At 50.0% G+C, this 22213-nt stretch carries 27 protein-coding genes and 1 riboswitch; of the genes, 7 read left to right on the top strand and 20 right to left on the bottom strand.

What is annotated here, in order from left to right; genetic code table 11:
* Positions 1 to 57: 57 nt before the first annotated feature.
* Positions 58 to 261: riboswitch (cobalamin riboswitch) on the bottom strand.
* Between the two features lie 104 nt (positions 262 to 365).
* On the bottom strand, positions 366 to 1229 hold the full coding sequence (locus tag G5B47_RS04575; RefSeq protein ID WP_165094810.1) for an undecaprenyl-diphosphate phosphatase: 864 nt from the start codon (positions 1227 to 1229) through the stop codon (positions 366 to 368).
* A gap of 213 nt (positions 1230 to 1442) precedes the next feature.
* Between G5B47_RS04575 and G5B47_RS04580 the strand changes: the two genes are divergently transcribed.
* On the top strand, positions 1443 to 2273 hold the full coding sequence (locus tag G5B47_RS04580) for a serine/threonine protein kinase (protein ID WP_165094813.1): 831 nt from the start codon (positions 1443 to 1445) through the stop codon (positions 2271 to 2273).
* Positions 2274 to 2372: 99 nt separating this feature from the next.
* On the opposite strand, the gene G5B47_RS04585 is transcribed toward G5B47_RS04580, so the two are convergent.
* From G5B47_RS04585 to G5B47_RS04595, 3 genes are all read right to left on the bottom strand, one after another.
* Positions 2373 to 2558: a hypothetical protein gene (locus G5B47_RS04585; RefSeq protein ID WP_025335780.1), complete on the bottom strand. Its 186-nt coding sequence runs from the start codon at positions 2556 to 2558 to the stop codon at positions 2373 to 2375.
* 103 nt (positions 2559 to 2661) lie between these two features.
* On the bottom strand, positions 2662 to 3348 hold the full coding sequence (locus G5B47_RS04590; protein WP_165094815.1) for a YitT family protein: 687 nt from the start codon (positions 3346 to 3348) through the stop codon (positions 2662 to 2664).
* A gap of 320 nt (positions 3349 to 3668) precedes the next feature.
* Positions 3669 to 4163 carry a Crp/Fnr family transcriptional regulator gene (locus G5B47_RS04595; protein ID WP_025335782.1) on the bottom strand — a complete coding sequence of 165 codons (495 nt, stop codon included), beginning with the start codon at positions 4161 to 4163 and terminating at the stop codon, positions 3669 to 3671.
* A 162-nt stretch (positions 4164 to 4325) separates the two neighbouring features.
* Here G5B47_RS04595 and G5B47_RS04600 point away from each other — a divergent pair, with 162 nt between their 5' ends.
* Positions 4326 to 4493 (top strand): hypothetical protein, encoded by a 168-nt coding sequence (locus G5B47_RS04600; RefSeq protein ID WP_165094817.1) that lies wholly within the window; start codon positions 4326 to 4328, stop codon positions 4491 to 4493.
* A 79-nt stretch (positions 4494 to 4572) separates the two neighbouring features.
* On the opposite strand, the gene G5B47_RS04605 is transcribed toward G5B47_RS04600, so the two are convergent.
* A complete protein-coding gene (locus G5B47_RS04605) occupies positions 4573 to 5064 on the bottom strand; it encodes a general stress protein (RefSeq protein WP_165094819.1) in 492 nt (163 codons plus the stop codon).
* Between the two features lie 200 nt (positions 5065 to 5264).
* On the opposite strand from G5B47_RS04605, the gene G5B47_RS04610 reads away from it, so the two are divergent.
* Complete coding sequence (locus tag G5B47_RS04610) at positions 5265 to 6344, top strand: AI-2E family transporter (protein ID WP_165094821.1); 1080 nt, start codon at positions 5265 to 5267, stop codon at positions 6342 to 6344.
* A gap of 98 nt (positions 6345 to 6442) precedes the next feature.
* Here the strand turns inward: G5B47_RS04610 and G5B47_RS04615 are convergent, their stop codons facing one another.
* The 3 genes from G5B47_RS04615 to rnhA all read right to left on the bottom strand — a co-directional run bounded on the left by G5B47_RS04615 (position 6443) and on the right by rnhA (position 8371).
* Positions 6443 to 6847 (bottom strand): hypothetical protein, encoded by a 405-nt coding sequence (locus G5B47_RS04615; protein WP_025335785.1) that lies wholly within the window; start codon positions 6845 to 6847, stop codon positions 6443 to 6445.
* A 29-nt stretch (positions 6848 to 6876) separates the two neighbouring features.
* Positions 6877 to 7545 carry a uracil-DNA glycosylase gene (locus G5B47_RS04620; protein ID WP_165094823.1) on the bottom strand — a complete coding sequence of 223 codons (669 nt, stop codon included), beginning with the start codon at positions 7543 to 7545 and terminating at the stop codon, positions 6877 to 6879.
* A gap of 157 nt (positions 7546 to 7702) precedes the next feature.
* On the bottom strand, positions 7703 to 8371 hold the full coding sequence (gene rnhA / locus G5B47_RS04625) for a ribonuclease H (RefSeq protein WP_025335787.1): 669 nt from the start codon (positions 8369 to 8371) through the stop codon (positions 7703 to 7705).
* Positions 8372 to 8821: 450 nt separating this feature from the next.
* Here rnhA and G5B47_RS04630 point away from each other — a divergent pair, with 450 nt between their 5' ends.
* From G5B47_RS04630 to G5B47_RS04645, 4 genes are all read left to right on the top strand, one after another.
* Complete coding sequence (locus G5B47_RS04630) at positions 8822 to 9109, top strand: hypothetical protein (RefSeq protein WP_165094825.1); 288 nt, start codon at positions 8822 to 8824, stop codon at positions 9107 to 9109.
* Positions 9110 to 9293: 184 nt separating this feature from the next.
* Positions 9294 to 10229 (top strand): aldo/keto reductase, encoded by a 936-nt coding sequence (locus G5B47_RS04635; RefSeq protein ID WP_165094827.1) that lies wholly within the window; start codon positions 9294 to 9296, stop codon positions 10227 to 10229.
* A gap of 346 nt (positions 10230 to 10575) precedes the next feature.
* Positions 10576 to 10770 carry a hypothetical protein gene (locus G5B47_RS04640; RefSeq protein WP_165094829.1) on the top strand — a complete coding sequence of 65 codons (195 nt, stop codon included), beginning with the start codon at positions 10576 to 10578 and terminating at the stop codon, positions 10768 to 10770.
* Between the two features lie 189 nt (positions 10771 to 10959).
* Positions 10960 to 11169 carry a hypothetical protein gene (locus tag G5B47_RS04645; protein WP_038596000.1) on the top strand — a complete coding sequence of 70 codons (210 nt, stop codon included), beginning with the start codon at positions 10960 to 10962 and terminating at the stop codon, positions 11167 to 11169.
* 49 nt (positions 11170 to 11218) lie between these two features.
* Here the strand turns inward: G5B47_RS04645 and G5B47_RS04650 are convergent, their stop codons facing one another.
* From G5B47_RS04650 to G5B47_RS04705, 12 genes are all read right to left on the bottom strand, one after another.
* On the bottom strand, positions 11219 to 11665 hold the full coding sequence (locus tag G5B47_RS04650; protein ID WP_165094831.1) for a hypothetical protein: 447 nt from the start codon (positions 11663 to 11665) through the stop codon (positions 11219 to 11221).
* Positions 11666 to 11751: 86 nt separating this feature from the next.
* The gene (locus tag G5B47_RS04655; RefSeq protein ID WP_165094834.1) at positions 11752 to 12624 is read right to left on the bottom strand and encodes a GNAT family N-acetyltransferase; all 873 of its coding nucleotides are present in this window, start codon (positions 12622 to 12624) and stop codon (positions 11752 to 11754) included.
* A gap of 21 nt (positions 12625 to 12645) precedes the next feature.
* On the bottom strand, positions 12646 to 13422 hold the full coding sequence (locus G5B47_RS04660; RefSeq protein WP_165094837.1) for a class I SAM-dependent methyltransferase: 777 nt from the start codon (positions 13420 to 13422) through the stop codon (positions 12646 to 12648).
* A 24-nt stretch (positions 13423 to 13446) separates the two neighbouring features.
* On the bottom strand, positions 13447 to 13881 hold the full coding sequence (locus G5B47_RS04665) for a GNAT family N-acetyltransferase (protein ID WP_165094840.1): 435 nt from the start codon (positions 13879 to 13881) through the stop codon (positions 13447 to 13449).
* Entirely contained in the window at positions 13878 to 14588 is a 711-nt protein-coding gene (locus tag G5B47_RS04670) for an HAD family hydrolase (protein WP_328804449.1), read from the bottom strand. Before G5B47_RS04670 ends, G5B47_RS04665 begins: the two co-directional genes overlap by 4 nt.
* Positions 14589 to 15047, bottom strand: coding sequence for a GNAT family N-acetyltransferase (locus G5B47_RS04675; protein WP_165094843.1), 459 nt, complete (start codon positions 15045 to 15047; stop codon positions 14589 to 14591).
* Positions 15048 to 15212: 165 nt separating this feature from the next.
* Positions 15213 to 15977 carry a YdcF family protein gene (locus G5B47_RS04680; RefSeq protein WP_165094846.1) on the bottom strand — a complete coding sequence of 255 codons (765 nt, stop codon included), beginning with the start codon at positions 15975 to 15977 and terminating at the stop codon, positions 15213 to 15215.
* Positions 15978 to 16009: 32 nt separating this feature from the next.
* Entirely contained in the window at positions 16010 to 16819 is an 810-nt protein-coding gene (locus G5B47_RS04685; protein WP_235957072.1) for an aminoglycoside phosphotransferase family protein, read from the bottom strand.
* Positions 16820 to 16889: 70 nt separating this feature from the next.
* Positions 16890 to 17642 (bottom strand): methyltransferase domain-containing protein, encoded by a 753-nt coding sequence (locus G5B47_RS04690; RefSeq protein ID WP_025335798.1) that lies wholly within the window; start codon positions 17640 to 17642, stop codon positions 16890 to 16892.
* A gap of 227 nt (positions 17643 to 17869) precedes the next feature.
* The gene (locus G5B47_RS04695) at positions 17870 to 18973 is read right to left on the bottom strand and encodes a GerAB/ArcD/ProY family transporter (RefSeq protein ID WP_025335799.1); all 1104 of its coding nucleotides are present in this window, start codon (positions 18971 to 18973) and stop codon (positions 17870 to 17872) included.
* 401 nt (positions 18974 to 19374) lie between these two features.
* The gene (locus tag G5B47_RS04700; RefSeq protein ID WP_025335801.1) at positions 19375 to 20577 is read right to left on the bottom strand and encodes a Ger(x)C family spore germination protein; all 1203 of its coding nucleotides are present in this window, start codon (positions 20575 to 20577) and stop codon (positions 19375 to 19377) included.
* A complete protein-coding gene (locus G5B47_RS04705) occupies positions 20567 to 22108 on the bottom strand; it encodes a spore germination protein (protein ID WP_165094849.1) in 1542 nt (513 codons plus the stop codon). The genes G5B47_RS04700 and G5B47_RS04705 overlap by 11 nt, the downstream gene beginning before the upstream one ends.
* Between the last annotated feature and the right edge of the window lie 105 nt (positions 22109 to 22213).

Genomic DNA, 22213 nt, shown 5'->3' on the forward strand with positions numbered 1-22213 from the left:
ACGCCTACGTATTTCATTACGTTTGCGAACTTACACCTCCCTATCTCCCGTAGGTACAGCAGTGCGTCGAAACAGGCAGGTCTCCTGGCTGCGGCGTCATCGTCGTCAGCGGCCTTCCCGTCAAGCCCGGGCTGACAGTGGCATAAATGCTGATAGACTCTTCCGTTACAGTGGCGGGACCGCGTCGGCTTTGCACCGAGCTTCCCTTTTAAGCCTCCGGCCTTTTTCGGTCCGGTAAGCACCTGTTTCCGTTATTTAAGGTGAATTGTTGCTTGAATATTGAGTACACCATTTATGTTACGGCAAGACCCTGCGGCCCGCAATAGAAGATGGAGGCTCCAGTTATAGCAATACCTGATAACCGGTTAAAAGAAAATAATATAGACGATCGCTGCCAGCACAATGCGGTAGATGGCGAACGGCAGCAGCTTGATCCGGTTGATCAGCTTCAGGAAGAACCGCATCGACAGCAGCGCGAACACGAAGGCGCTGATAAATCCGGCAATAAAGAACGGCAGCGCGTCCAGCGTAAAATACTGCCAGTTCTTGAGCAGAGAGATGAAGCTGGCGCCCGCCATGATCGGAACCGCCATAATAAAGGTGAAATCGGCGGCGGCGCGGTGGCTCATGCCCAGAAGGACGCCTCCCGAAATCGTCGAGCCGGAACGCGAGAAGCCGGGCCACAGGGAGAAGCACTGAATCAGACCGACTGCAAGCGCCTGCCCGTATGTAATCTGGTCAACGGTCTGCACCTTAACACGCTTCGGTGCGAACAAATCCGCGCAGATCATAAATATGGCACCAATCACAAGACCGATCAGCACGGTTGACGTCGAGAAGAGGTACTCATCAATGTAATCCTCGAACAGCATGCCGGTAACACCCGCAGGGAGCAGCCCCGTCAATACCTGTCCTAGCTTTAGACGGCCTGACCCGGAGATTTGGGACGGTTGGCCGTCCGGAACCGGCTCAAGCGCCCCCCGGCTGAAGCGTTTCAGTCCCAGCAGATCGATGAAACGATTTCTGAAGATGACGACGACCGCGAGGATGGAGCCGAGCTGAATGACGACTTTGAACGTATTGGCCGTGTATTTTCCGAGAAATTCCTGGGATTTCAGCCACATGTCGTCGACAATAATCATGTGACCGGTAGAGGACACCGGAGCAAATTCGGTCAGGCCTTCCACCAGACCCAGAATAACGGCTTTGAGTATTGCGAGCAGATCCAAGCTTTCGCCTCCTTAAAAAAGATGTTTAAAGTTTTATTATAAGTAGCTTAAACATCACCGGCAATTTCTGAAACTTGCAAGCCCAATTTCCAGGAAAGAATACCTAACGCATGCATTTCGGCTCATCCTTGAGCACTTGCAGTACACCCAGGGAAATGTGTAATAATGTACAGAAAGATTACATTATAGCGGTATACGTTGGGAGGATGTTCATTGTTTGCACGCCTGCGTGCTTTTTTGTCTGCCTGGAGGGATTATCCCCGGGAAGAGGGAGATTGGATCGGTAAGCAGTACAAAGTGCTGTCCCGGATCGGCATGGGGAGCTACGGACTGGCATACCGCTGCCTGGACACGGCGGAGAACCGCCAGGTCGCCCTCAAACAGGCAAAGCCGAGCAAACGGGATATCGGAAAGAAAATGCTGATGCGGGAGCGGGATATTTTGCGGCAGCTGGAGCATCCCTACATCCCCGCTTTCCGGGATTTTTTTGAGGAACAAGGCTCGGCGTGGCTGGTTACCGATTATATTGAAGGGTTTACGCTGGAACAGCTGATTTTCGAGCAGGGCCTCTTGTTCGGAGAGCAGGACACGCTGCGCTTTGCCTTGAAATTGATGGAGCGGGTGCAGCATGTCCATGAGCGGGGCTTCGTCCACCTCGATCTTCGCATTCCAAATGTCATTCTCCGGAGAGAGGAACTATATTTAATCGACTTTGGACTGGCTCGCCGTATCGGAGATGACGGTTCGGGAGACGACAGCGAGCATGGGCTGGATCAGGACGGGCTGCCTAGGAGGATGCCTCCGGTCACTGCCTCCGATTTGCACGATATCGGGCATCTTATGCTCTTTATGCTGTATTCCGGTTACACACCGATACCGGGAGGCGAAGAACGCAGCTGGTCAGAGGAGCTGGAGCTTTCGGCGGAAATGCGCCAGATCCTGCTAAGACTTCTGGAGGGAGAAAATCCATATAAGGATTCCGGGGAGTTCATCCGGGAATTAGAGCAGGCTTTGTCAGCGTCTGCCCCGGGTTCGGATTCATAACTTTGATGCTGTCCCTCCAAAGCAGAAACGGCTTGCGCCGCCTCATATAGGGCGGCGCAAGCCGTTGACGCAATGCATCTTTTACAACAAGTCCGGCGATTAGCTGGAGCTTCCGTACCGGTTCTTGTAGTAGCCGTGCCCGCGTCCGCTGCCGTAGCTGTGTCTGCTGCTTGACGATCTTCCGTACTGCGGCCGTTTGTGGTAGCCGCCGGACGATCCTCTGTGTCTTTCATATTTTGAGTGTCCGACGGAGTGAATGAGTTTGTCGATAAGTTTCCTGAGCATGCTGTCTCCTCCTTTTTTTCGGATACTATCAGCCATCAGTATTACATCCTTACAATATCTCTATACGTAAAAAAAGCCAGCCGGTTTCGGCTGACTTCATGAATTACAATTTTCCCGTAATCGTTGCGGCCGCTTCCTGCCGGCCTCTCGCTCCAGGCTGAACCCGAAGCTTCTTGCCGCGTTTCGGCTTGCCGAGAGAGGTCGTGAATGTGATCACCTGCCCGGCCACAACCACCGCCATACCGGTATAAACGGTTTCCCTGAGCGGCATGTAGAAAAGCGAAAGCAGCAGCACGGCAATATCCATCATGATAAATACCGTACCTACCTTGATTCCCTTCCATTCACTGATCAGCAGAGATAAAATATCGTCTCCGCCGCTAGCGCCTCCGCATCGCAGCACCAGTCCCGAGCCAACCCCTGTGAGCAGGCCGGACAGCAGCGCCGCAAGCGCAAGGTTGCCATGGAAATCAAGGGTCATGCCAGAGTAACGCTCCATCAGTCCATAAAATACGGTAAATGATCCAACGGAAATAAACGTATGGCAGACAAAAGCTTTTCCTTTGAGCGCCAGCGCGATCAGCAGAACCGGCACATCGAGCAGCAGCACGGTGACAGAGGGTGACAGGCCCAGAACATACTTGCCGAGGAGCGACAAGCCTACAAACCCGCCTTCAGTGAGATGATTCTGGTAGTTAATATGATAGTAAGTAAAGCTAAGCACAAACGTTCCGATCAAATTGACAAGTAATTTTTGCGGCAGACGTGCACCGCGGATTGCATTCCTCATACCGATTCCCCTTATCGTAATTGGCGGCTAAACGTCCCACCAACCTCTACGACGGGTTGAACCGGAGGTCTTACTCCTTCGCATACCTGTTCCTTCCTTCGTAGAGGTGGTCGGGCGTCTTGTGACTACACACCTTCTACGGGGAAGCTAAGTATAAGATAGATCATAACGTTTCCAAATCGTCCTTTGGGAATTCGTCCTTCGGGGACACATGGTATCCTGATCCTTTCTCTTATGTTTTTAGTTCTGCAACCATTATAACACGAAAGAATCTCTTTCTAAACCGCCAGACAAGTCCTTACAGAAAAAAGTACAAGCCTTCAGCCCCGAAGCAGCCTGTTTACCGTCTCTCTGCGGACCCCGATCAGCTGACCGATCTCCTCCTGGGTAAGCAGTTCAGTCAGCGGAACGCCGTGCGAATAATCATCGAGCCAGCCGCTCAGCAGTTCCAGCCTTTCTGCAGGAGTCCCGACCGTAAGGTGATCCAGACGGGTCTGCATGAACCTGACTTTCTCCTGAAGCAGCAGTGCAATCTCCATCGCCTTGCCGGGTTCCTCCCGTAATTGGCGGTACCATTCGGATGCCGGAATGCTCTCAACCTCGCTCCTCATAAGCGCAGTGGCCGTTCCGTGAGCATCCTTCGGCGATATGAGTGAATGATGGGGCACCGTCTCGCCGGGATACAAAATGTTGAACAGCACGATATTCCCGTTCTCATGCAGCCTTGTCACCTTGAACAGACCGCTCTTCACTTGATAAAGATGATGGCAGCTGTCGCCCTGCCGGAATAAAATCTCCCCTTTATGCAGTATCATTGTCTATTCTCCTTTTGCCTTATGGGTTGTCAGATAGTTCAAGTATAATCAATATTCACCACCCTGCTCAAGGCATTGGGAAAACGTCTCATTCGCCTATTCCGTCTCCGCCCTTCCCGACATATCTTGAAGCATACGATCTAATAAAGCGGGTGAGAGAAGGTGGCAAGTAAAAACAACAGCCCACTGGACGACGAACTGTCCGCCGAAGACTATGCCATCATTGCTGCGGCGCTTGTCGCTTTGGGCGATTTCTTTGCTTTCCTGTCCCTCGTAAAAGCCAAGGAAACGACTGAGGCTGAAACGAATAAAAAAAAAGGTAAATCATGAAACAAGGCTGTCCTTTGGTCGTCAGGACCGAAAAGATAGCCTTGTTTTGGCTTGTTCACCGCTTCTCTCAAGCCTTCTCTCAAGCCGAATCCAAAGGGATCGCATTATGACTGTCGAACAGCTTGCCCAGTTCACTGGCTTTTCCTTTCTCCTCCGGCTCAAGCGTGACAATGACGATCACATGCCCAATGTCCACATGTTTCTCATAGGCCTCGGCGTCTTCTTTCGGAATTCCGATACCGATCAGTCCCACGGCGATTCCATCCTCTCCCGGATCATTTCCGAACTCCGCACCAGCAAGCCTTGGCGCCGCCGGCCCCGCTGCAACCGCCGTATCTGGCAGCATATTCAGTCCGATTGCGATCCCTTTCATCGTACCGAACAATCCGATGCTGCCGGGTCCCTCCTTCGGCTTGGCAATGCCGGTGCCATGGCTAAGCTCGCTGACGGTGCTTTTTTCCTTGGCGAGTACTGAAATTCTCTTGGTTCGTATTCCACTGTCCCGGAGATCCTGAATAGCCATTGAAGCATCCGTCTTGTGTCCGAATATGCCAACGACCAGCTTGGTCATCTGTGTCCCTCCCCTTGTTAAGCATGTACTTGCATTCCTCAACCGCTCAGGGAACCGCCGTTCCTCTCTATTGACCTATTAACTCCGACCGGCAGAATTGAACCCCCGGCCTTATGCTCCCGGAAAGCTCTGAATCAAGCAAGGATATTTCGGTTATTAAACTTACATATCAGCCGGTTCATTCTTAGGAGGTGCGGCCATTGCTGCTGCAGAACAAGTTCTTTCGTACCACGCTTGGAATCATTTTTCTACTACTCATCCTGTACCTGGGCTCCAAGGTTATCGTCTTATTCTCGCCCGTCGCTACCATCGTCAATCTCCTGCTTGTGCCGATGATGCTGTCCGGATTCATGTACTATTTGCTTCGTCCGCTGGTCAATCATCTGGAAAAAAGAAGGCTTAACCGCTCGGTCGCCATCCTGCTCATCTATCTTGTGTTTATCGGGCTGATCATCATTTTCTGGGTCGCCGTTTGGCCGACGCTGCAGGAGCAGATCCAGAATTTTATCAATAATCTTCCCTATCTCGTTCAGGATGTCCAGAAACAGATCAACCTGCTGCGAGAGAATCCGATGTTTGCGCGGTTCTTCCAGGGTGAATCGGATTTGACGGTACGTCTGACCGAGTATGTACAGAATGCGGTAACCTGGGTAACCAACTCCCTGAGTAATCTCATCACCGTCATTTCCAATATTGTCGTCGTAGTTGCCACGCTGCCGATTATTCTGTACTACATGCTAAAGGACAGCCACAAGCTGCCCCGCATTCTGCTCGGCCTCGTCCCGCGAAAATACCGCAAGCAAGGGCAGGAGACGTTGGAAGACATCGATTCGGCACTCAGTAGCTTTATCGTCACGCGGGTGATTCTGAACCTGATTCTGGGCGCCATGCTGTATATCGGATTCCTTCTGATCGGTCTGCCATATGCCCTGCTGCTTGCCCTTGTATCGGTGCCGCTGAACTTTATTCCCTATATCGGCGCGATTTTGTCCGCGGTTCCGGTGGTTATTGTAGGATTTATCGAATCTCCTATGACCGCCTTATGGTCTCTCGTAATTGTTATCGTAGCGCAGCAAATCCAGGATAATCTGCTGACGCCGATTATTTACGGCAAATCTCTGGATATCCATCCGCTGACTACGGTCATCCTTGTGCTCATAGGCGGCGAATTTTACGGTATTATCGGGATATTGATTGCGCTGCCGGTCTATATGATCGCCAAAATTATTTTTCTGCGGGTATATGAAATTGTCGTTGCGGAGCGGACGGACGAAATCTGAATGCACATCCCCGATTCCAAAAATAGAGTGTATGCAAAAAGAGCCCTGTCTGCCGATTGGCAGTCAGGGCTCTGTGCTGCGAGTGATCAACCTTCTCCCTAGCCTCGAAGCGAACGGACGACAAACAAATGCGTTCCCTTGGGCAGCGTTCTTCCGTCTTCCAAGGTGACCGCCCCCTTCGTATGCGAAACAAGAGTCGTATTAAGGGCAATCAGTCTGTCGCCCTTCCATACGGTTACGGCCGATTTGAAATAGACAGCATTATCGAATTGGAGCCGGTCCTTCATGATATAGCCGACCGAATACAGCACCGGAGGGAGCGCCCGTTCTTTGGGTGCCAGCGCCTTGATCATCGCGATATCGCGAATGGGAACAGCAATCTCCTGATGACCGATAATGACGCGTCCCGCGGCGCTGTCCCACCTGCGAAGCACCCCTCTCATCGAAGCATATTCAGGCTCCCGCAGATATACAATCACCGGCTTGCCTACCCAATGTCTCATGTCAATGCCCCCTTCCTGCCATATCTGTCCTATAAGTTCGGTATGGACCAGTCGATTGGTGCCAGACCGTGATCGCCCAGAAATTCATTCGTCCTTGAGAACGGACGGCTGCCGAGGAAGCCCCGATGAGCCGAGAACGGGCTCGGATGGGGCGACTGGATCACTTTATGACGGCTCTGGTCAATAAATGCGCCCTTCTGCTGGGCATGGCTGCCCCATAAAATAAAGACCAGCGGCGTGTCCCTCTCATTCAGCTTCTCCATAATAGCGTCCGTAAACCTCTCCCAGCCCATTCCTTTATGCGAATTGGGCTGGCCTTCGCGCACGGTCAGCACCGCATTGAGCAGCAGCACTCCCTGGTCCGCCCAGTGCAGCAATGAACCATGATTTGGAGTGCCGGCTCCCATATCGCTAGCCAGCTCCGTATAAATATTGCGCAGCGACGGCGGAATCTTCACCCCGGGCATAACCGAAAAGCTCAGCCCGTGAGCCTGTCCAGACCCGTGGTAAGGGTCCTGTCCCAGAATAACGACCCTGGTCCCGTTGTAGGACGTCAGCTTCAAGGCTGAGAATAGCAGCTCCTTCGGCGGATAGACCTTATACTGCTTAAATTCTCTCGCCAGTGAATAGCGCAGCTCCTGAAAATAAGGTTTCTCCGTTTCGTCATGCAGCACCTCGTCCCAATCGTTGCCAAACATATGCAAGTTCCCCTTCCGCATCTCCTCTATGATGAATAGTATACATGCCCTTTTTTCTATTAACCACTCTGGCGGTTCCTTTGACCAAGGCATGCAACGCCTTTCGTTCCAAGCGCCAAGGCTCCGGAAATCGCAGTCCGTGGAAAGGCGGGCTTTATTATTTTCTTCCGTAATCCGCCTTAATCTCTCCCCAGAGCCGGGTCTGCCACTTCAGCACCTTGTTAGCATATGTATTCGTCCGAAGCCAGTTCTCCGCGCGGTCAATCATTCTCCAGATCTCCTCCGTCGTATGATCGCGGGGAAGCGTGGTCGAAACCTTTTTCTCCCTGACCCATTTCATCGCGTTGACCGAATCGCTGTACACCGTCTTACTGCTGCCTTCTTTCTTTAAAAGCGCAAGCGCATGCACGATCGCCAGAAACTCTCCGAGATTATTCGTGCCTTTGCTGACCGGACCGCAGGAGAAGATGACCTCACCCGTCCGCGTATCCACCCCTTTGTATTCGACCGGCCCGGGATTCCCTCTTGTTCCCACATCGACCGAAATACTGTCGTAGTCAATAGCTTCCGATTCCGTCTGCGTTCCCGGTCTCTTGGAGGAATTGCGTCCCTGCGCCCCTGCGCCCGAGCCGCTTTTTCCGGGTCCCGTCTGTCCCCAGTTCCCTTTCCATCCTCCCCGGAACGCTTCCTCCGCCGCTTGTTTCGACTCATAGGATTTGTATTTCGCTCCCGTGAACTGGTCCGTCTGCTGCTTGCATTCCGCCCAGGTCGCGTAAACCCCCGGCTTCCGGCCCTCCCAGACCACATAATATTTCTGCTTTGCCATGATGTAGACTCCTTCCTGTCAGCTTAAGGTCCCGCTTAGTCCCGAGATTCCATTATTGCTCCATAGTAAATGACAAATGAGCAATACACAACTGGAAAAGCCCCCGGCAAACGGTGTCGTCCCTGCGGATGTTTCGACAAGCCTCCCATTTTTCTTGAAGGCCGAGCGCATTATGTCGATTGACAGCCGGACAGACCCGATTCATATGTTAAATTTAAAATAAAAAGCGGAAGGCAAACGATTAACCAGACGACAAATATGCATCGTTTCAGGACTATCAGACTATTTTTTGGATTCGTATTTTTCCGACAAAAACATCTCTTCACTCCCGCTGTTAGTTCCGGTATCATACTCTATATACAGTACAAAAGCATACACTTTCTGATCCGGCATCATGCATCTGCAGGATGAATGAAAGGGGTGCAACCATTCATTTTAGGAGGGGCGGCTATGGTTCTCTTATTGCACAACACTACCGCAGAAAGACTGGAACGTTTATCCAATGATGTACAATCGATTAACGATGAGGCGCGCAAGGCTTCGTACGAAATGAGCGTTATCAGGAAAGCCTCCGAGTCCGGTTATGAATGGGAGGTCACGGTTTACGGGAGGAAGGTATGCGTCAGATCGGAAGATATTTTCAAGATTCAGAGAACTCGCTTGGATTTAAGTATTAAAGACATTTTCAAAGAGATCGTCGCCTGGAAATTGAAAGCGTTGTCCATAATGCAATCCTAGCCACATTCGGGCGAAATCCATATCAATAAGCACTAATTGCAATTAAATGCACGCGGCAGCCCTTCCCGGTTTCGGGAGGGGCTGTTCTTACGTTTGCCTCGAACGCCGAGCGCCAAAATTACCATAACTTAACTCCTTCTGTTATACTTAATAAGTAACTATAAAAAAGGAGATGAATCTTTCAATGCCTGACAAACAGCAGCTTGGACGTACTGACCTTTATGTTACGCCTATCGGACTTGGAACCAATGCAGTGGGCGGGCATAACCTGTTCCAGAATCTGAACGAAGAAACGGGCAAGCAGCTCGTACTCACCGCCCTGGAGCATGGCATTGATTTTCTGGATACCGCTTATATATACGGACCCGAACGGTCGGAACAGCTGATTGGTGAAGTGCTTAAGGAGAAGGGCGGCCGGGATAAAATCGTGATCGCGACCAAAGGCGCGCATAAACCGGTCGGCGGTGAGATGATTCTGGACAACTCCCCGGCCTTTCTTGAGGCTTCGGTGGATGCCAGCCTGAAGCGGCTCCAAACGGACTACATCGATCTGTACTACATTCATTTCCCTGACGAAAATACGCCCAAGGACGAAGCCGTCGGTGCGCTACAGCGCCTGAAGGAAGCCGGCAAAATCCGGGCGATCGGCGTCTCCAATTTCACAATCGACCAGCTCCGCAAGGGGAACAAAAACGGTTATGTGGATGTCATTCAATCGGAATACAGCCTGCTCGCACGGCAAGCCGAGAAGGATTTGCTTCCTTATGCCAAAGAACACGGCATTTCTTTTATTCCGTATTTCCCGCTGGCCTCCGGACTTCTCGCCGGCAAATATGACCGGAACGCAACCTTCAACGATATTCGCTCGAACAATCCGCTGTTTGCCGGCGATGCTTTTGTCCGCAATCTGGAGAAAGTGGACCAGCTCCGCGGAATCGCCAAGTCGAAGAATACGGAGGTCGCCAAAATGGTTCTCGCCTGGTATCTGACCCGGGACGAAATCGATGCGCTCATTCCTGGCGCCAAGAAGCCGGAACAGGTTGTCGCCAACCTCAGAACGCTGGACGTCAAGCTGAGCGCGGAAGAAATCGCCGTAATCGATAGCATCTTCCGCGATTGATTTAAGGCATATCAGCTGCTCTCATCCTAAGTTTGCCGCCTGCACTGTATGTCAACGGACGTCGGTCGTGAAATGGTGGGCTGGCGAATGAAACGGAATTCCTCCCTCTTATTTACCTAAAAACGGCTCAAACAGACAGTGGAATGGAATTTCTCCGGTTTATTCAGGCGATTTTGCCGAAACCATTGGAAAATGGAGAAATAAACCGGAGCTTTTCCCGCTTATCGTTCCGGGACAGCCTTTTTTTCAAAAATAAGGGGGACATTTTCCCGTTCATGCATTACATAGAAAGTCCGGTTTAACCATAACCTAATCAGCGGAACTGTGCAGAAAGGAATGAGACAGCATGGAGGATGAGAGCAGGCTGACAGACCCCAAGGGAAGCGGCGTAGAGCCGATTCCTGATCCCGACAGCCCTCAGGCGAACAGAGAAGGATCGACCGGCAAGGTGGAAGATATCGTCCGCGGCATCATGGACAATGTAGAGGAAAGTCTGACCGGGAACCGTGATTCACGCGCGGGAGGCAGAGACAAGGCATAAAGCAGCGATGAATGAAAAAGCAGCGGATCGGACGCTATTTCCAGCGCCGGCCGCTGTTTTATTTTTCTGCCCTTTTTTTCATAAATGTGACCAATATGAAAACCCATTGAAACTTTCAAAACAGCGATGTATAATTTAGCAAATTAACGCGTTCCAATAGGTAGTCCATAAATAACGGGAGGGAAAATCATGCCTTACACCATTATGAAAAACGCCGAATTTTTCACCGCGGCACTTTCGCAGAAGTATGTATTTGCTCTGAAGATCGGTCCGGACGGCATGTATTCCCGCGTAGGCGCCGGACTTGTCCAAATGTTCTCCGATGAGTATGTTCGTCTTAAAAATTTTGACGGGTCGGTTGTCCTATACTCCAGATCGGATACCAAGTTTCAGCACTAGGTACTTCAATTCGCATTGAAGTACCTAGTATGGAAAAGAGCGAACTACTTCAATGTTTCATCGCCCCAACTCCACCTTCATTATCCCTCTTCTCAAAACTCGTAATTACAAAGTAACCGAACAGAACACCGGAGATTGGATTGATTATAGCAGAAGTCAATACCAGATAAACCGTGTCCTTCGGCAGCCAGCTCATTCCCCATGGCATATACGGATAGACACAGAACAACAGGGCAGGCAAAGCAAGAAAAATCAGCCGATACGTGTTAAAGGTCCAGCGGCCTCTCCGGCCGCGTTCCCGAAGCAAAGCATCTACACCGATAACCAAACCGGAAAGGGAGGGAATTAGAGGGTAAAGAAAAACAAGCTGGTCAGGGAATGGGAACTTGAAATTTTGACTTCGGTATACATCAATCTTGTTAACAACAATTCCCACAAGCAGCAATACGGCGATCAGAATAACCATTTTCAATAAATGGACCAAGACATTTTTCAAGCTCCTCACCCTTTCGCTTCTATAACCATCCTCTAAATCAAAACCCCACGTATTTTGTCAAAGCTTCTTTATACTCTCCTTAAACGCTAAACACAGTCTCTGCTGACCCATCTCATCCCCGGCGCCGCCTCGGGCCGTTCCTCAAACCCGAACTTTTTGTAAAAATCCGCCTTTTGAGCCGCCGCAAACAATTGAACCATCGGAATCTCCTGCTCTTTGCACTTTTTCAGCAATCTTTTAAGAATACCGCTGCCGATCCCCCTGCCCTGTTCATCCGGCACAATAATCAGATCGCAGATCAAAGCCTGAACAACGCCATCCGAGATCACGCGGCCTATTCCGACCAGCCGATTTCCCTTAAAAGCCGAAACAACGAGCCAGCTCTGGCGCAGAGCCGCTTCAAGCCGTTCGTTTCCCTTCTCCGTTATTCCCTGCCAGCCTGCGCTTTCCACTAACCGGATAAATTCGTCCCCAGCCGGCGTGTGTTCAAGGTATGTAATAGGCTGCAATTCCTTGAACATGATAATGTCCGTGCCAAAATCCTCCGATTCGATCACCCGAACGCGGCGGTACCCCATTTTTCCGTAAAAATACTCGGCCGTCAGGCTGCTGGGAACTTGAAGAACATGTACGCCGCTATTCCAAGCGGTCTGTTCCAAATATTGAATAAGGGAACGCCCCACTCCTCCGCCGTGATAATTCATATCTACGAAAACGGTGTACAGCGTATCTCCATCCAGACTTGCGGTACCGATGACCTTCTCGCCTTCCACGGCAACGATCATGGTTCTGGCTAAGGATGCTTGCATGATGTACTCCGATGTGAAGAGACCGGCCATTCTTTGAATGACCGGTTCCGGATAATCGCGGCTGTTCACCTTAAGCAGATTCTCCCTGATGAGAGCCGACACTGCTTCACTATCTTGCGGACGGAACTCCCGTATGGCTACAGCGCTCACTGTTTGCACCTCCGGCGATTATTATTCTTTAACCGCGATCCAAATCGACCAGCGGTCCTGCTCATGGATGGGGCGAGCACCCTCCAGCTTCTGTCCGATATAATCCACCAGCTCCAAGAGCTCATCATCCGTTAGTTCAAATAGCAGAGATCTTCCCGTCCGGCCCAGCAAATCCTGCTTTAGCTGTCCGAAATCCTCATAGCTCCGTCTGCTTTCCCAGAAAGAGAACTCAGTGATTAGGCGGAACCCGGTCTGCCGCAAAGCGTCGACCACCTCATTGCTGCAGTAACGTCTCTGAATCTCATGCTGAAGCAGCTTTGGATATTTCTCAAAAAAATACCCGCGGATATGGCTTGAACTTCCCGCCAGCGAACAATCTTCCGGCGTCCGGTCCTGGATAATGAATGTCCCGCCGGCCTGTAACACTCTATGTGCTTCCCGAAAGCAAGCGGCCAAGTCCTTAATATGATGAATTAATGCCCGTTCCAGCAACATATCGTACTGTCCATCCTTGAGGTCCGTATCAAGCGCATTCCCTTGAGCAAAGGCGATATTCGGAGTATCTCTGCAATTTTCCGCCGCTCCGTCCAGCATTTCCGCAGAAAAATCCATCCCTGTCACATGCGCAGCCCCGGATTGCGCCAGTGCCTTCGTGTAAATCCCGCCGCCGCAGCCAATGTCCAGCACCCGTTTCCCTTGAAGCCGGACATGCTTCGCTATCGTCTGAATCCAGTTAGCTGACGCCTCTCTGGAGGCATAGGTCGATTGATTATTCTGATCGTGAAAGTCGATAGGCATCCTAATTGCCGCCTTCCCACTCTTTTATAAATGCTTCCGAAACCCCTCCACACTCTCTTCCTTATAGCCCAGTTGCTCATAGAGCTTATGCGCTTCTTTCCGCTGCCCGCCCGACACGAAAATGATATATGCACAGCCTCTGGACCGCGCCGTCTGCTCGATTTCCAGCATCAGTCTTCTGCCGATCCCCTGTCTTCTGAAACGGCTGGCAACGACGACATTCTCGATAACCATAAAAGGCCTGCATTCTCCCACCAGATCCTGACAGACGATCCCCATCAGCGAGCCGGCTAACACATCACCATGAAAAGCGCCCAGCAAAATATAACGTTCATCCTGCTCCAGCGATTCAAAAGCTTCGGCCAGCTTGGCATCATTGGTCTTTCTCCCCATCAGTTCCTCATATAAGCCGCTTAAGCCGGGCAAGTGATCTCGGCCGATTCGTTGAATGGAAATCACACTCTTCCTGCCTTTCCGTTTGAAGCAAAAGCTTCATGCAGTTCCTGTACGGTATGTATGCAATATGTCGGGGCAATAGCTTCTATCTCAGCCTCGCTGCCGTATCCGTACAAAACGCCAATCGACGATATTCCGTTGTTATGCGCTCCGATAATGTCATGCTTCCGGTCCCCGATCATTACCGTGTCTGCTGTGTTCAGATTTTCTTGTTCAATGATATACCGGATGATTTCGCTTTTATCGGACAATGTTCCGTCCAGGTTGCTTCCCACCACCGCATGAAAAAAATGCTCCAGCTCAAAATGCTTCAATATCTTCTCGGCAAACACAAGCGGCTTGGAAGTCGCTACGATCAGTACGGCCTGCTGCTGAGTAAGCATAGTTAATAGCTCGGGAATGCCGGGGTACAGCTCATTTTCAAAAATCCCCTTATCCGCAAAATACTCCCGGTAAACCTGCACCGCCTGCCACGCATCCGCCTCCGAGAAACCGTAAAACTCCTGAAACGAATGAGTTAGCGGCGGCCCGATGAACGGCTCCAGCCGGTCCAGATTATCTTCGATAATACCAAACTTTGCGAGCGCGTACTGCACGGACTTCGTTATGCCGATCTTCGGGTCCGTCAGTGTTCCGTCCAGATCAAATAATATATGCGAAAAATTCAAATGCTCACCTTCTTTATCCGGATTACCTTCTTGTACTGTCACTTATATTCTCTTCTCAAAACATAGGCTGGACGGACAATCCGCGTATTCACCGAACCGTTCAATCTCGCCGTAGCCGTTTTTCTTATAGAATCCGACGGCCTCTGTCTGCAGATCCCCCGTTTCCAGCTTGATCCCTTTATATCCCTTACTGGCCGCCTCTTCTTCCAGCCGCTGCACAATCTTCCCTGCGATCCCCTTGTTCCGGTACTCCGGCTCCACGAAGAAACGCTTCAGCTCCACATGATCCTCGTCCAGCTTCTTGATCGCTCCGCATCCTACAGGCCGGGAGTCCAGATAAGCGACGATAAAATAGATATCATTCACGTAAGGATCTTCGAAATCGACCAGATAGACTTCCTCCGGCGGATAGAGCTCAAACAGATAACCGTCAAGCTGTGAAATCAGCTGGGCCAAATCCGAATTATCCGGCGCTACTTGTACCAGTTCAATATTTTGCATGTGTATTCTCTCCCTATGATTACTTCAAAAAGCTTGAATCCATTGTACTCCGCCAAGCCCAATTGAAAAAGACAACAAGTTCGGACAAAAAGCTTCCCCTTTTTCGGCGCTTGGTCCGCAGGTTAAAAAATCAATCAAGTTCGTGCAAATCTGCGCCCCTCACAACTAATTCCCCTTAAACGCCACAGCCAGTGAACCGATGTATTCCTTCAAAACGCCCCCAACCGTTTCGATCGCCCCTGGGCTGGGCGCCAGCTTTCCCGCATACCATGCCGCAGCAGACGCGGCGCTCGCATGATAATCGGTCGGGTACGGCTGGACCGTAAGTCCGGCCCGCCGGAACTCGGCAACCGCCCGCGGCATATGAAAAGCCGAGGTAATCAGGACCGGGCGGCTCAGCCCGTGTTCCTTGAGCAGCGCGGCCGTGTATTCGGCATTCTGCGCCGTGTTCAGCGAGCGATTCTCTGCGATGATGTTCTGCTCGGCAACTCCCAGCCCGATCAGCTGCCTGCGGGCAATGTCGGCTTCGTTACCGCTGTCGGCGAACACCTGTCCGCCACTGAACAGCACCGGCAGTCCGGTCTGGCGGTGCAGCCGCACCGCCGTGATCAGCCGGTTCGCCGCCGAGCCGCCTAAATTGCCCTCGCCGTCCACATCGGGGGTTCCCTGGGTGGCTCCTCCTCCGAGCACGACCAGACAATCGCCCTGCACCTGCGCCGGGGGCGAGTATTTCGATTCCAGCGTCCGCATCAACGGGTCGGAGATCAGCGGAATCGAAGACAAATAGAGAAACAGCGTTACGGTAAGCAGCAATGCTGCGAAGCCGCGCTGTTTTTTCCATAGCATCCACAATGCCAGAAGCGTCAGAAGCAGGACAAAGATTCCCGGAGGAAGCACGAAGCTGTAAATAAATTTGATGACATAGATCAATAGAATCCTCTCCTTTTCTGAAGTGATGAGTCTTAGGTCGCCGCAGCCAATTTGGCTCTGATGATCGATACGAGTTTGATTTTTTCCTCCTGCGGGACTCCTTCGGTTAATCTGGCCGCGGCTGTCGGTAATATCCACTCCTCAATCGCTGCATAGTCATGACCGGTTATGCGAAGGTACTCTTTAAGGTAGGCTGCCTTCAGCTTGTTTCTTAGTAATTGAGCCAAAACCTTGATGGGGGCCGGAGTGCCGTCAGGCATAGAACCTATGCTGAGCAAAATCACCGATCTCGCGACGTCACCGGCAGGATTTCCCGACATCCCCGTCATCCAGTCAAGGACCCGGCAGCTTCCGTCCAACATCACGTTGTCCGGATGAAAGTCGCCGTGGCACAGCCGGTTCCCGTCAGGCAACTCTTCCGTGTAACGAATAATTCGGGCCTTCTCCTGTTCGGTAAGAAGTGGAGCATTCTCTATATTTTCATAGAGCCTCTTCTTCTGTTTCGGGTTCAACTCCGCAGCATCAAAAGCATGAATTTCTGCGTGCACGTTCGCCAGCAGCTTAGCATATTTATTGACAGTCCAAGGCTTCTTCGTGAGAAGTGCAAGCAAAGAAGGGCCTAAGATGCGCTGGAAAACCAATCCGTTCCTTCCCTCAAGTTCGACAGGTCCAAAAGGCTCCGGAGTGCGAATGCCCAGCGAATAAGCCAATTGACTGACCACGAGCTCCTGATGGATTGCCTCCGCGGGAAAGTCCTTTTTGTAAAGCTTGATTATTCTTCCTTCGGCAAGTTCAAAAATATCGGCGGTTCTCCCCTGTCCAATCAGGTTCAACTCATTCATCTGGCTGTCTTCTCACTCCCTTCCTCTTCCCGGAGCCTGTGAAAACTTTCAATCGCCAGTAGCATCCCGTTCATTTCGTGGCAACGATATGCGTGAATATCGCAATCTCCCGATAAGGGCTCCGGCATCCAAGTTCAAACTCCAGCTCCATCGCCTGGCGGTGCCAATCTTCATCTTGCTTGATATCGTTATCCGCTATGTACCCGTAGACATTATGAATACCAAATCGCATGACTGACCCATATCCCGCTTCTCTCAACCATTCGGATAGCTGTTCAAAAGAATATGTCATTATATCGGTCTGAATGATTGCGCTATATTCTTTATTGCTTTCCATTCCCGCCAGAGCACTGTCCGGATCTTTGTTAATGATCGCCTTTTTCATCACTTTGGCCGCCGGATTGTGCGCGATTAGCGACAAATATCCTTTTTCCTGCTGATGAGCACCGATTTTCTCAATAAATAGCTTCGGGTCTTCCGTATATTCCAATATATTGTGGCAAAAAATCCATTCATAGGTTCCCAGCCCATCCGCCAGATTCTCAAAAGAGCCGCATGTAAATTGAGCACCTGATCCCTGCCCCGTCGCTATCTCAATCATGGATTTGGTCGGATCAATACCCGTAACCTTATGCCCTCGCCTTGCGTATTCATGGCTGGAAATGCCGAAACCGCAGCCGATATCCAAAACTGACATCCCAGTCCGGGTCATAAACCGGTCGATCTGCGTCCATGCCGTTTCATAGAACAACCGCCCCCATGGCATCCTTGTATAGTTCAGGTACTGCTCAAGCGTGTTCGAAAAGGCTTCTGATTTGTTCATCTATGCCTCCATCATACTTTTTTTCGAGCGGCAAACGTTATCCATTGGCCTCTGAATAAATTTGTTCATTTGCCAGCCCGCCTTTGCATTTCTTCTATGCCTAGCAAATAAGATTTCTAACTATTGGATATTCTGATAATACCTTCGCATTGCAGCGTTGACAAGCCGCCGAAACTTTCAATTAATACAGCACAATTAGACTAATATTCGAGTTTCCCTTCGTTCCGCTACTTCAACCTGTAAAGCCCGAATCTTTTGCGTATCCAGTGGGTTACAAACAAGATGGAGGGAATGACCGCGCAGACAGTAGTTAAAATATATTGTTGTACAACTCTCCCTTCTTCCAGATGTCTGGTATAGCTCTCCGTGCTGATGAGGGAGATCAACAGCATGACCACTCCGACAGGTACAGCCAATTTCCGGGGCTCCTTCACCTTGAACAGATCCGCAGCAACGACCATGGCGGCGTAACAGTAAACCGTCACTTTGAAAAAGATGCAGATGATCAAGTCCAGTATCACAAACGCATCCAATCTCTGGATAAAATCAGCCACATTTACGAGTGAAATGGTTGTAAACAACGGGAAGTTGGTTCTTTGGTATATCTCCTCTCCAAGCACCGACATTTCGATCGCATGCGTAAAACTCAACAACAGCGCGCTTAATATGAGGGCAGCAAGCCCTGAATTCCTGGCGGATTGACCTTTTCCGAGAAAGGGCAGGATGGTTGTGACTAACATGAGTTCCCCGAATGGAAACATCCATATGTTCGGATACGCTGAAGCAAGGGCCTCCTTCAAGTCCTTAATATTCAGAGGAAATAAATTTTGGAAATCCATAAGTCCCGATGCAATAATAATTGAATTACTGATTACACCGATCACAACAATCACAAGGAAATAGATTTCCGCTGTTCTGGCAAACACTTCTATTCCCTTGCTTAATACATACACAACAGCAACAATCATAATTGCGTTAATGATCAGGATGGGTGTCTTGTCATATGAGGCCGCGAGCAGCAGATATCCCGCTTCCGCCAAATTTCTTGAGCCGCTAAACATAAAGAACGGTACGTACAGCAGACTTATTGTCCAGCCGATCCATTTGCCCAGAATCTTTTGCATTAACCCGCTCAGGATCAGATTGGGAAATTGGCGGTACAAATGAGCATAAATCAAATATAATACTACACCTCCAGGGAGGGCCAGCAGGATGGACAACCATACGGCGTGTCCGCTTTCAAGGCCGACTGGAACTACAAGCGCCGTGCCCAGCTCAAACAGGACAATCAAGGAAACTAATTGTTTAGAACTGATGACTTCTTTTCTCATAAACGCCTCACCCGACCCTATCTTTAAATTCAATCCTCAAAGCGCCCCCGCAAATGACAAGGCGTTATGGACTAGGGGTACTTGCGAAGGGCAATACTATTTTTGTTTCCGTTCGGAAATCGGCTCTTTAAATCCATACCAAAGGGGTTATCTGATGAAAATCCTTCTTCTGTATGTACTTCTTTGCTTTTTGGGCTTGTCAATGACCGTCTTTGTAGATCTTATCTCCGGTATGAGTCTTTTCTCTACCCTTCAGTCCCTACGTACCACTTTACGTACCGCGAATTCAATGGAAACCACAGCCATGGCGCTTTTTTTCTCAGCACCGTTTATAGTAGTCATAGTGGATTCATTAACAAACAAAAAGAGGCAAAAAAAATGACGATGAGTAAATCGCTGTGCTATTCAGACGACAGGAACGGATTTAATCTCATGCCCGTATTGCGGATGAACGCTTCGACATGGATATCCAGCTCTCCTTTGGCGAATGCATGATCCCAATCCTTCCCGACTGATTTCCAACCATCGGAGTCTACTCGCTTAAGCTCATTTCCGAAATTAAAGACGTCAGTGTTCATACGCTGAGCGGCTTGAAAGGCCTGCGTCACCTCTTCTTTCGTTATTTTCTTCAGGTTATCTTCAAGCTTCCGGATCACTTCCCTATTGCTAAGCTCCAGCGTATCCTTGGTTTCAATCACAGTTCCTTCCTCCAAAATATGCACATGAAAGACGGGCACTCCATCCCGGACATCTACTTTGACTTTGGTTTCGGAAGTAAAAATATTGACGGCAGTCGACTCTTTTTTTTCTTCAGAGTCAATATTTAAAGTGGTCTCATCAATTTTGTCCAGCAGCCACAAGGTTCCTCTGGCCTCGGAACCATCCAGCCAACCGACAAGCTTACCGTCCTTTAGCACACCCAGTCCGCTCATTACGATGTTCGCCGACGACTCCGTTTGTTCAAGGTCCGATTTCTTCTTGCCTTCCTCCTTATCTCCGATGAGCCGAATACCGCTTATGGTCATGCCTCCTTCCCCGGTAAATCCGCTAATTAACTCCTTAACATTGACATACCGGTTTTCTCCCCATAAATGGGATGAGTTCTTGTTTTTTTTGGCTATTCCTATAGACGGAATGGTCTCCGCCCGCTGCAATTGCTTCATCATGGAAGCGGCATCCGTATCCCTCGATATAAGCACAGCCGAGTTAAGCCTGAGTTCATGAGACCTTTCGAAAATGTCAAATACATGATCAATTCCGCTTTCCGCCATGGACTCTCCCAAGATGACAAGCTGGGTATGAGCAAAAAAAAGCTGCCTGCTCACCTTCCTCGAGGCTTTCCTCATGGCCCCGAATAAAGTATTGTCGTTTGCCGAGTAGACCGCTATTGTAGACTGTTCCTTACCGGGTCCTGTACTCGATGAAGTAGCTGACGGATTTACAAGTTGAAATGTAACCCTGTATTCCTCTTTTCCCGGGAGCTTATCAATTCCAATACCGCTTACGATAGCAAGTTCATTCAATTCCCGACTGTTCCAACAGCTTGTGAGCAGCAGCGGCAGGCCTGAAAGAATAACCAGACAGCATATCCATTTAGCTTTCATGCTTACCCTCCCCTGATTTCGTTTCCCCGCCCTTTCCCCCGGTCCTATTCAAGAAATTCAATGGAGAACGGATAAACGTGTCTTTCTGATCCTCCGGTATAAAGGGAGCTATCGGGGACATATAAGGAGTTCCTAAGGATCGCAGACTGCATAAGTGGGCGGTAAAAATCAAGCTCATAATGGCGATGCCATAGAGCCCCATAAAGGCGGCCGCAAACATATTGATAAACCGGAGCAGACGTATGGACAGCGCCATATTATAAGCCGGGGTTGTAAAGCTGGAGATGCCCGTTAAGGAAACGGCAATAACCATGGCCGGAGAGACGATTCCGGCTTGAACAGCCGCCTGTCCCAATACCAGACCTCCGATTATGGATACCGTTTGGCCGATCGGAGAAGGCATACGAATACCGGCCTCGCGGATGATTTCAAAGGTGACCTCCATCAGCAATGCCTCGACAAAAGTAGGAAAGGGGACGCCTTCGCGTTGTGAAGCGAAATTGATCAGCAGCGGAGTAGGAATCATCTCCTGGTGAAAGGTAAGGGCCGCAACAAAGAGGGCAGGGCCGAATAATGATATAAACAAACAGATAAGCCTCAACATCCGGATCAAAGACGAGACATCATATCGCTGGTAATAGTCTTCAACCGTATGGAAAAACATAAAAAATGTTGTAGGAGCAATCAAAACGAAGGGCGTCCCGTCCACAAAAACAGCGATTCGTCCTTCCAGCAGATTTCCGGCCACGCTGTCCGGTCGCTCGGTATTATACATCGTTGGGAAAGGAGAATTCTTATTTTCTTCAATAAGCTGCTCAATATAGCCCGATTCCAAAATGGAGTCCACATGAATATTGTTCAGCTTTGTTCTGACCTCCTGAATCATGTTCTCGTTTGCAATCCCATGAACATACATAATCGCCACCTCGGTTCGTGTCACGGAACCTAAAGTTAACGTCTCTACCCATAAATCCGGATTCTTTATTCTTCTGCGCACAGCTGCAATATTCGTTCCAATCCTTTCCGTAAAAGCTTCCTTGGAACCTCGGATCGAAATCTGTGTAGCCGCTTCAGATATCGCCCTTACCTCGCCTCCGCTCGTATCTCCGCCTATAGCTTGGTTCAGACCGTCTATGAGAATCACCATATTTCCGGAAAGCAGAGCTTCGAGCAGCCCGTCCATATCCCGGATAGCCTTTTCTTTGCCCATCTCGAGCGCTTTTTCTTTCATATAATTGTTGATCTCCATAACGTCTGGAGCACTCGAATATCCGCTTCCTTCAAAGGACATGGCATGTCCGATAAAATCTTCAATCACCGCCTTATCGGTAATCCCTTCTATATATACAGCTCCCACTCGAACTTGTGAATGCATCAATTGAAAGTACCGTATAATGAGGTCAGGGCTTTTGCCGAAGCACTCACTAACCCGCTTTACATTTTCATCCAGACTGGAGGAGAGGGGGGCGTTCTTTTGCTTGCCGCTGTTCACCGCCGCAGGTTTTCTTGGTTTTGTTCTCCAAATGGACATAGCCGGCACCTCCTGCCTTTACTATTCGCCGCCCCCTGTTTTTTATTCAACTTATGGAAAATATGAAGTAAAAACGGGCACCCTCCCTCTGGAAGGTACCCGTTG

The organism is Paenibacillus apii (assembly GCF_011043685.1).
Lineage (GTDB): Bacteria > Bacillota > Bacilli > Paenibacillales > Paenibacillaceae > Paenibacillus_AQ > Paenibacillus_AQ sabinae.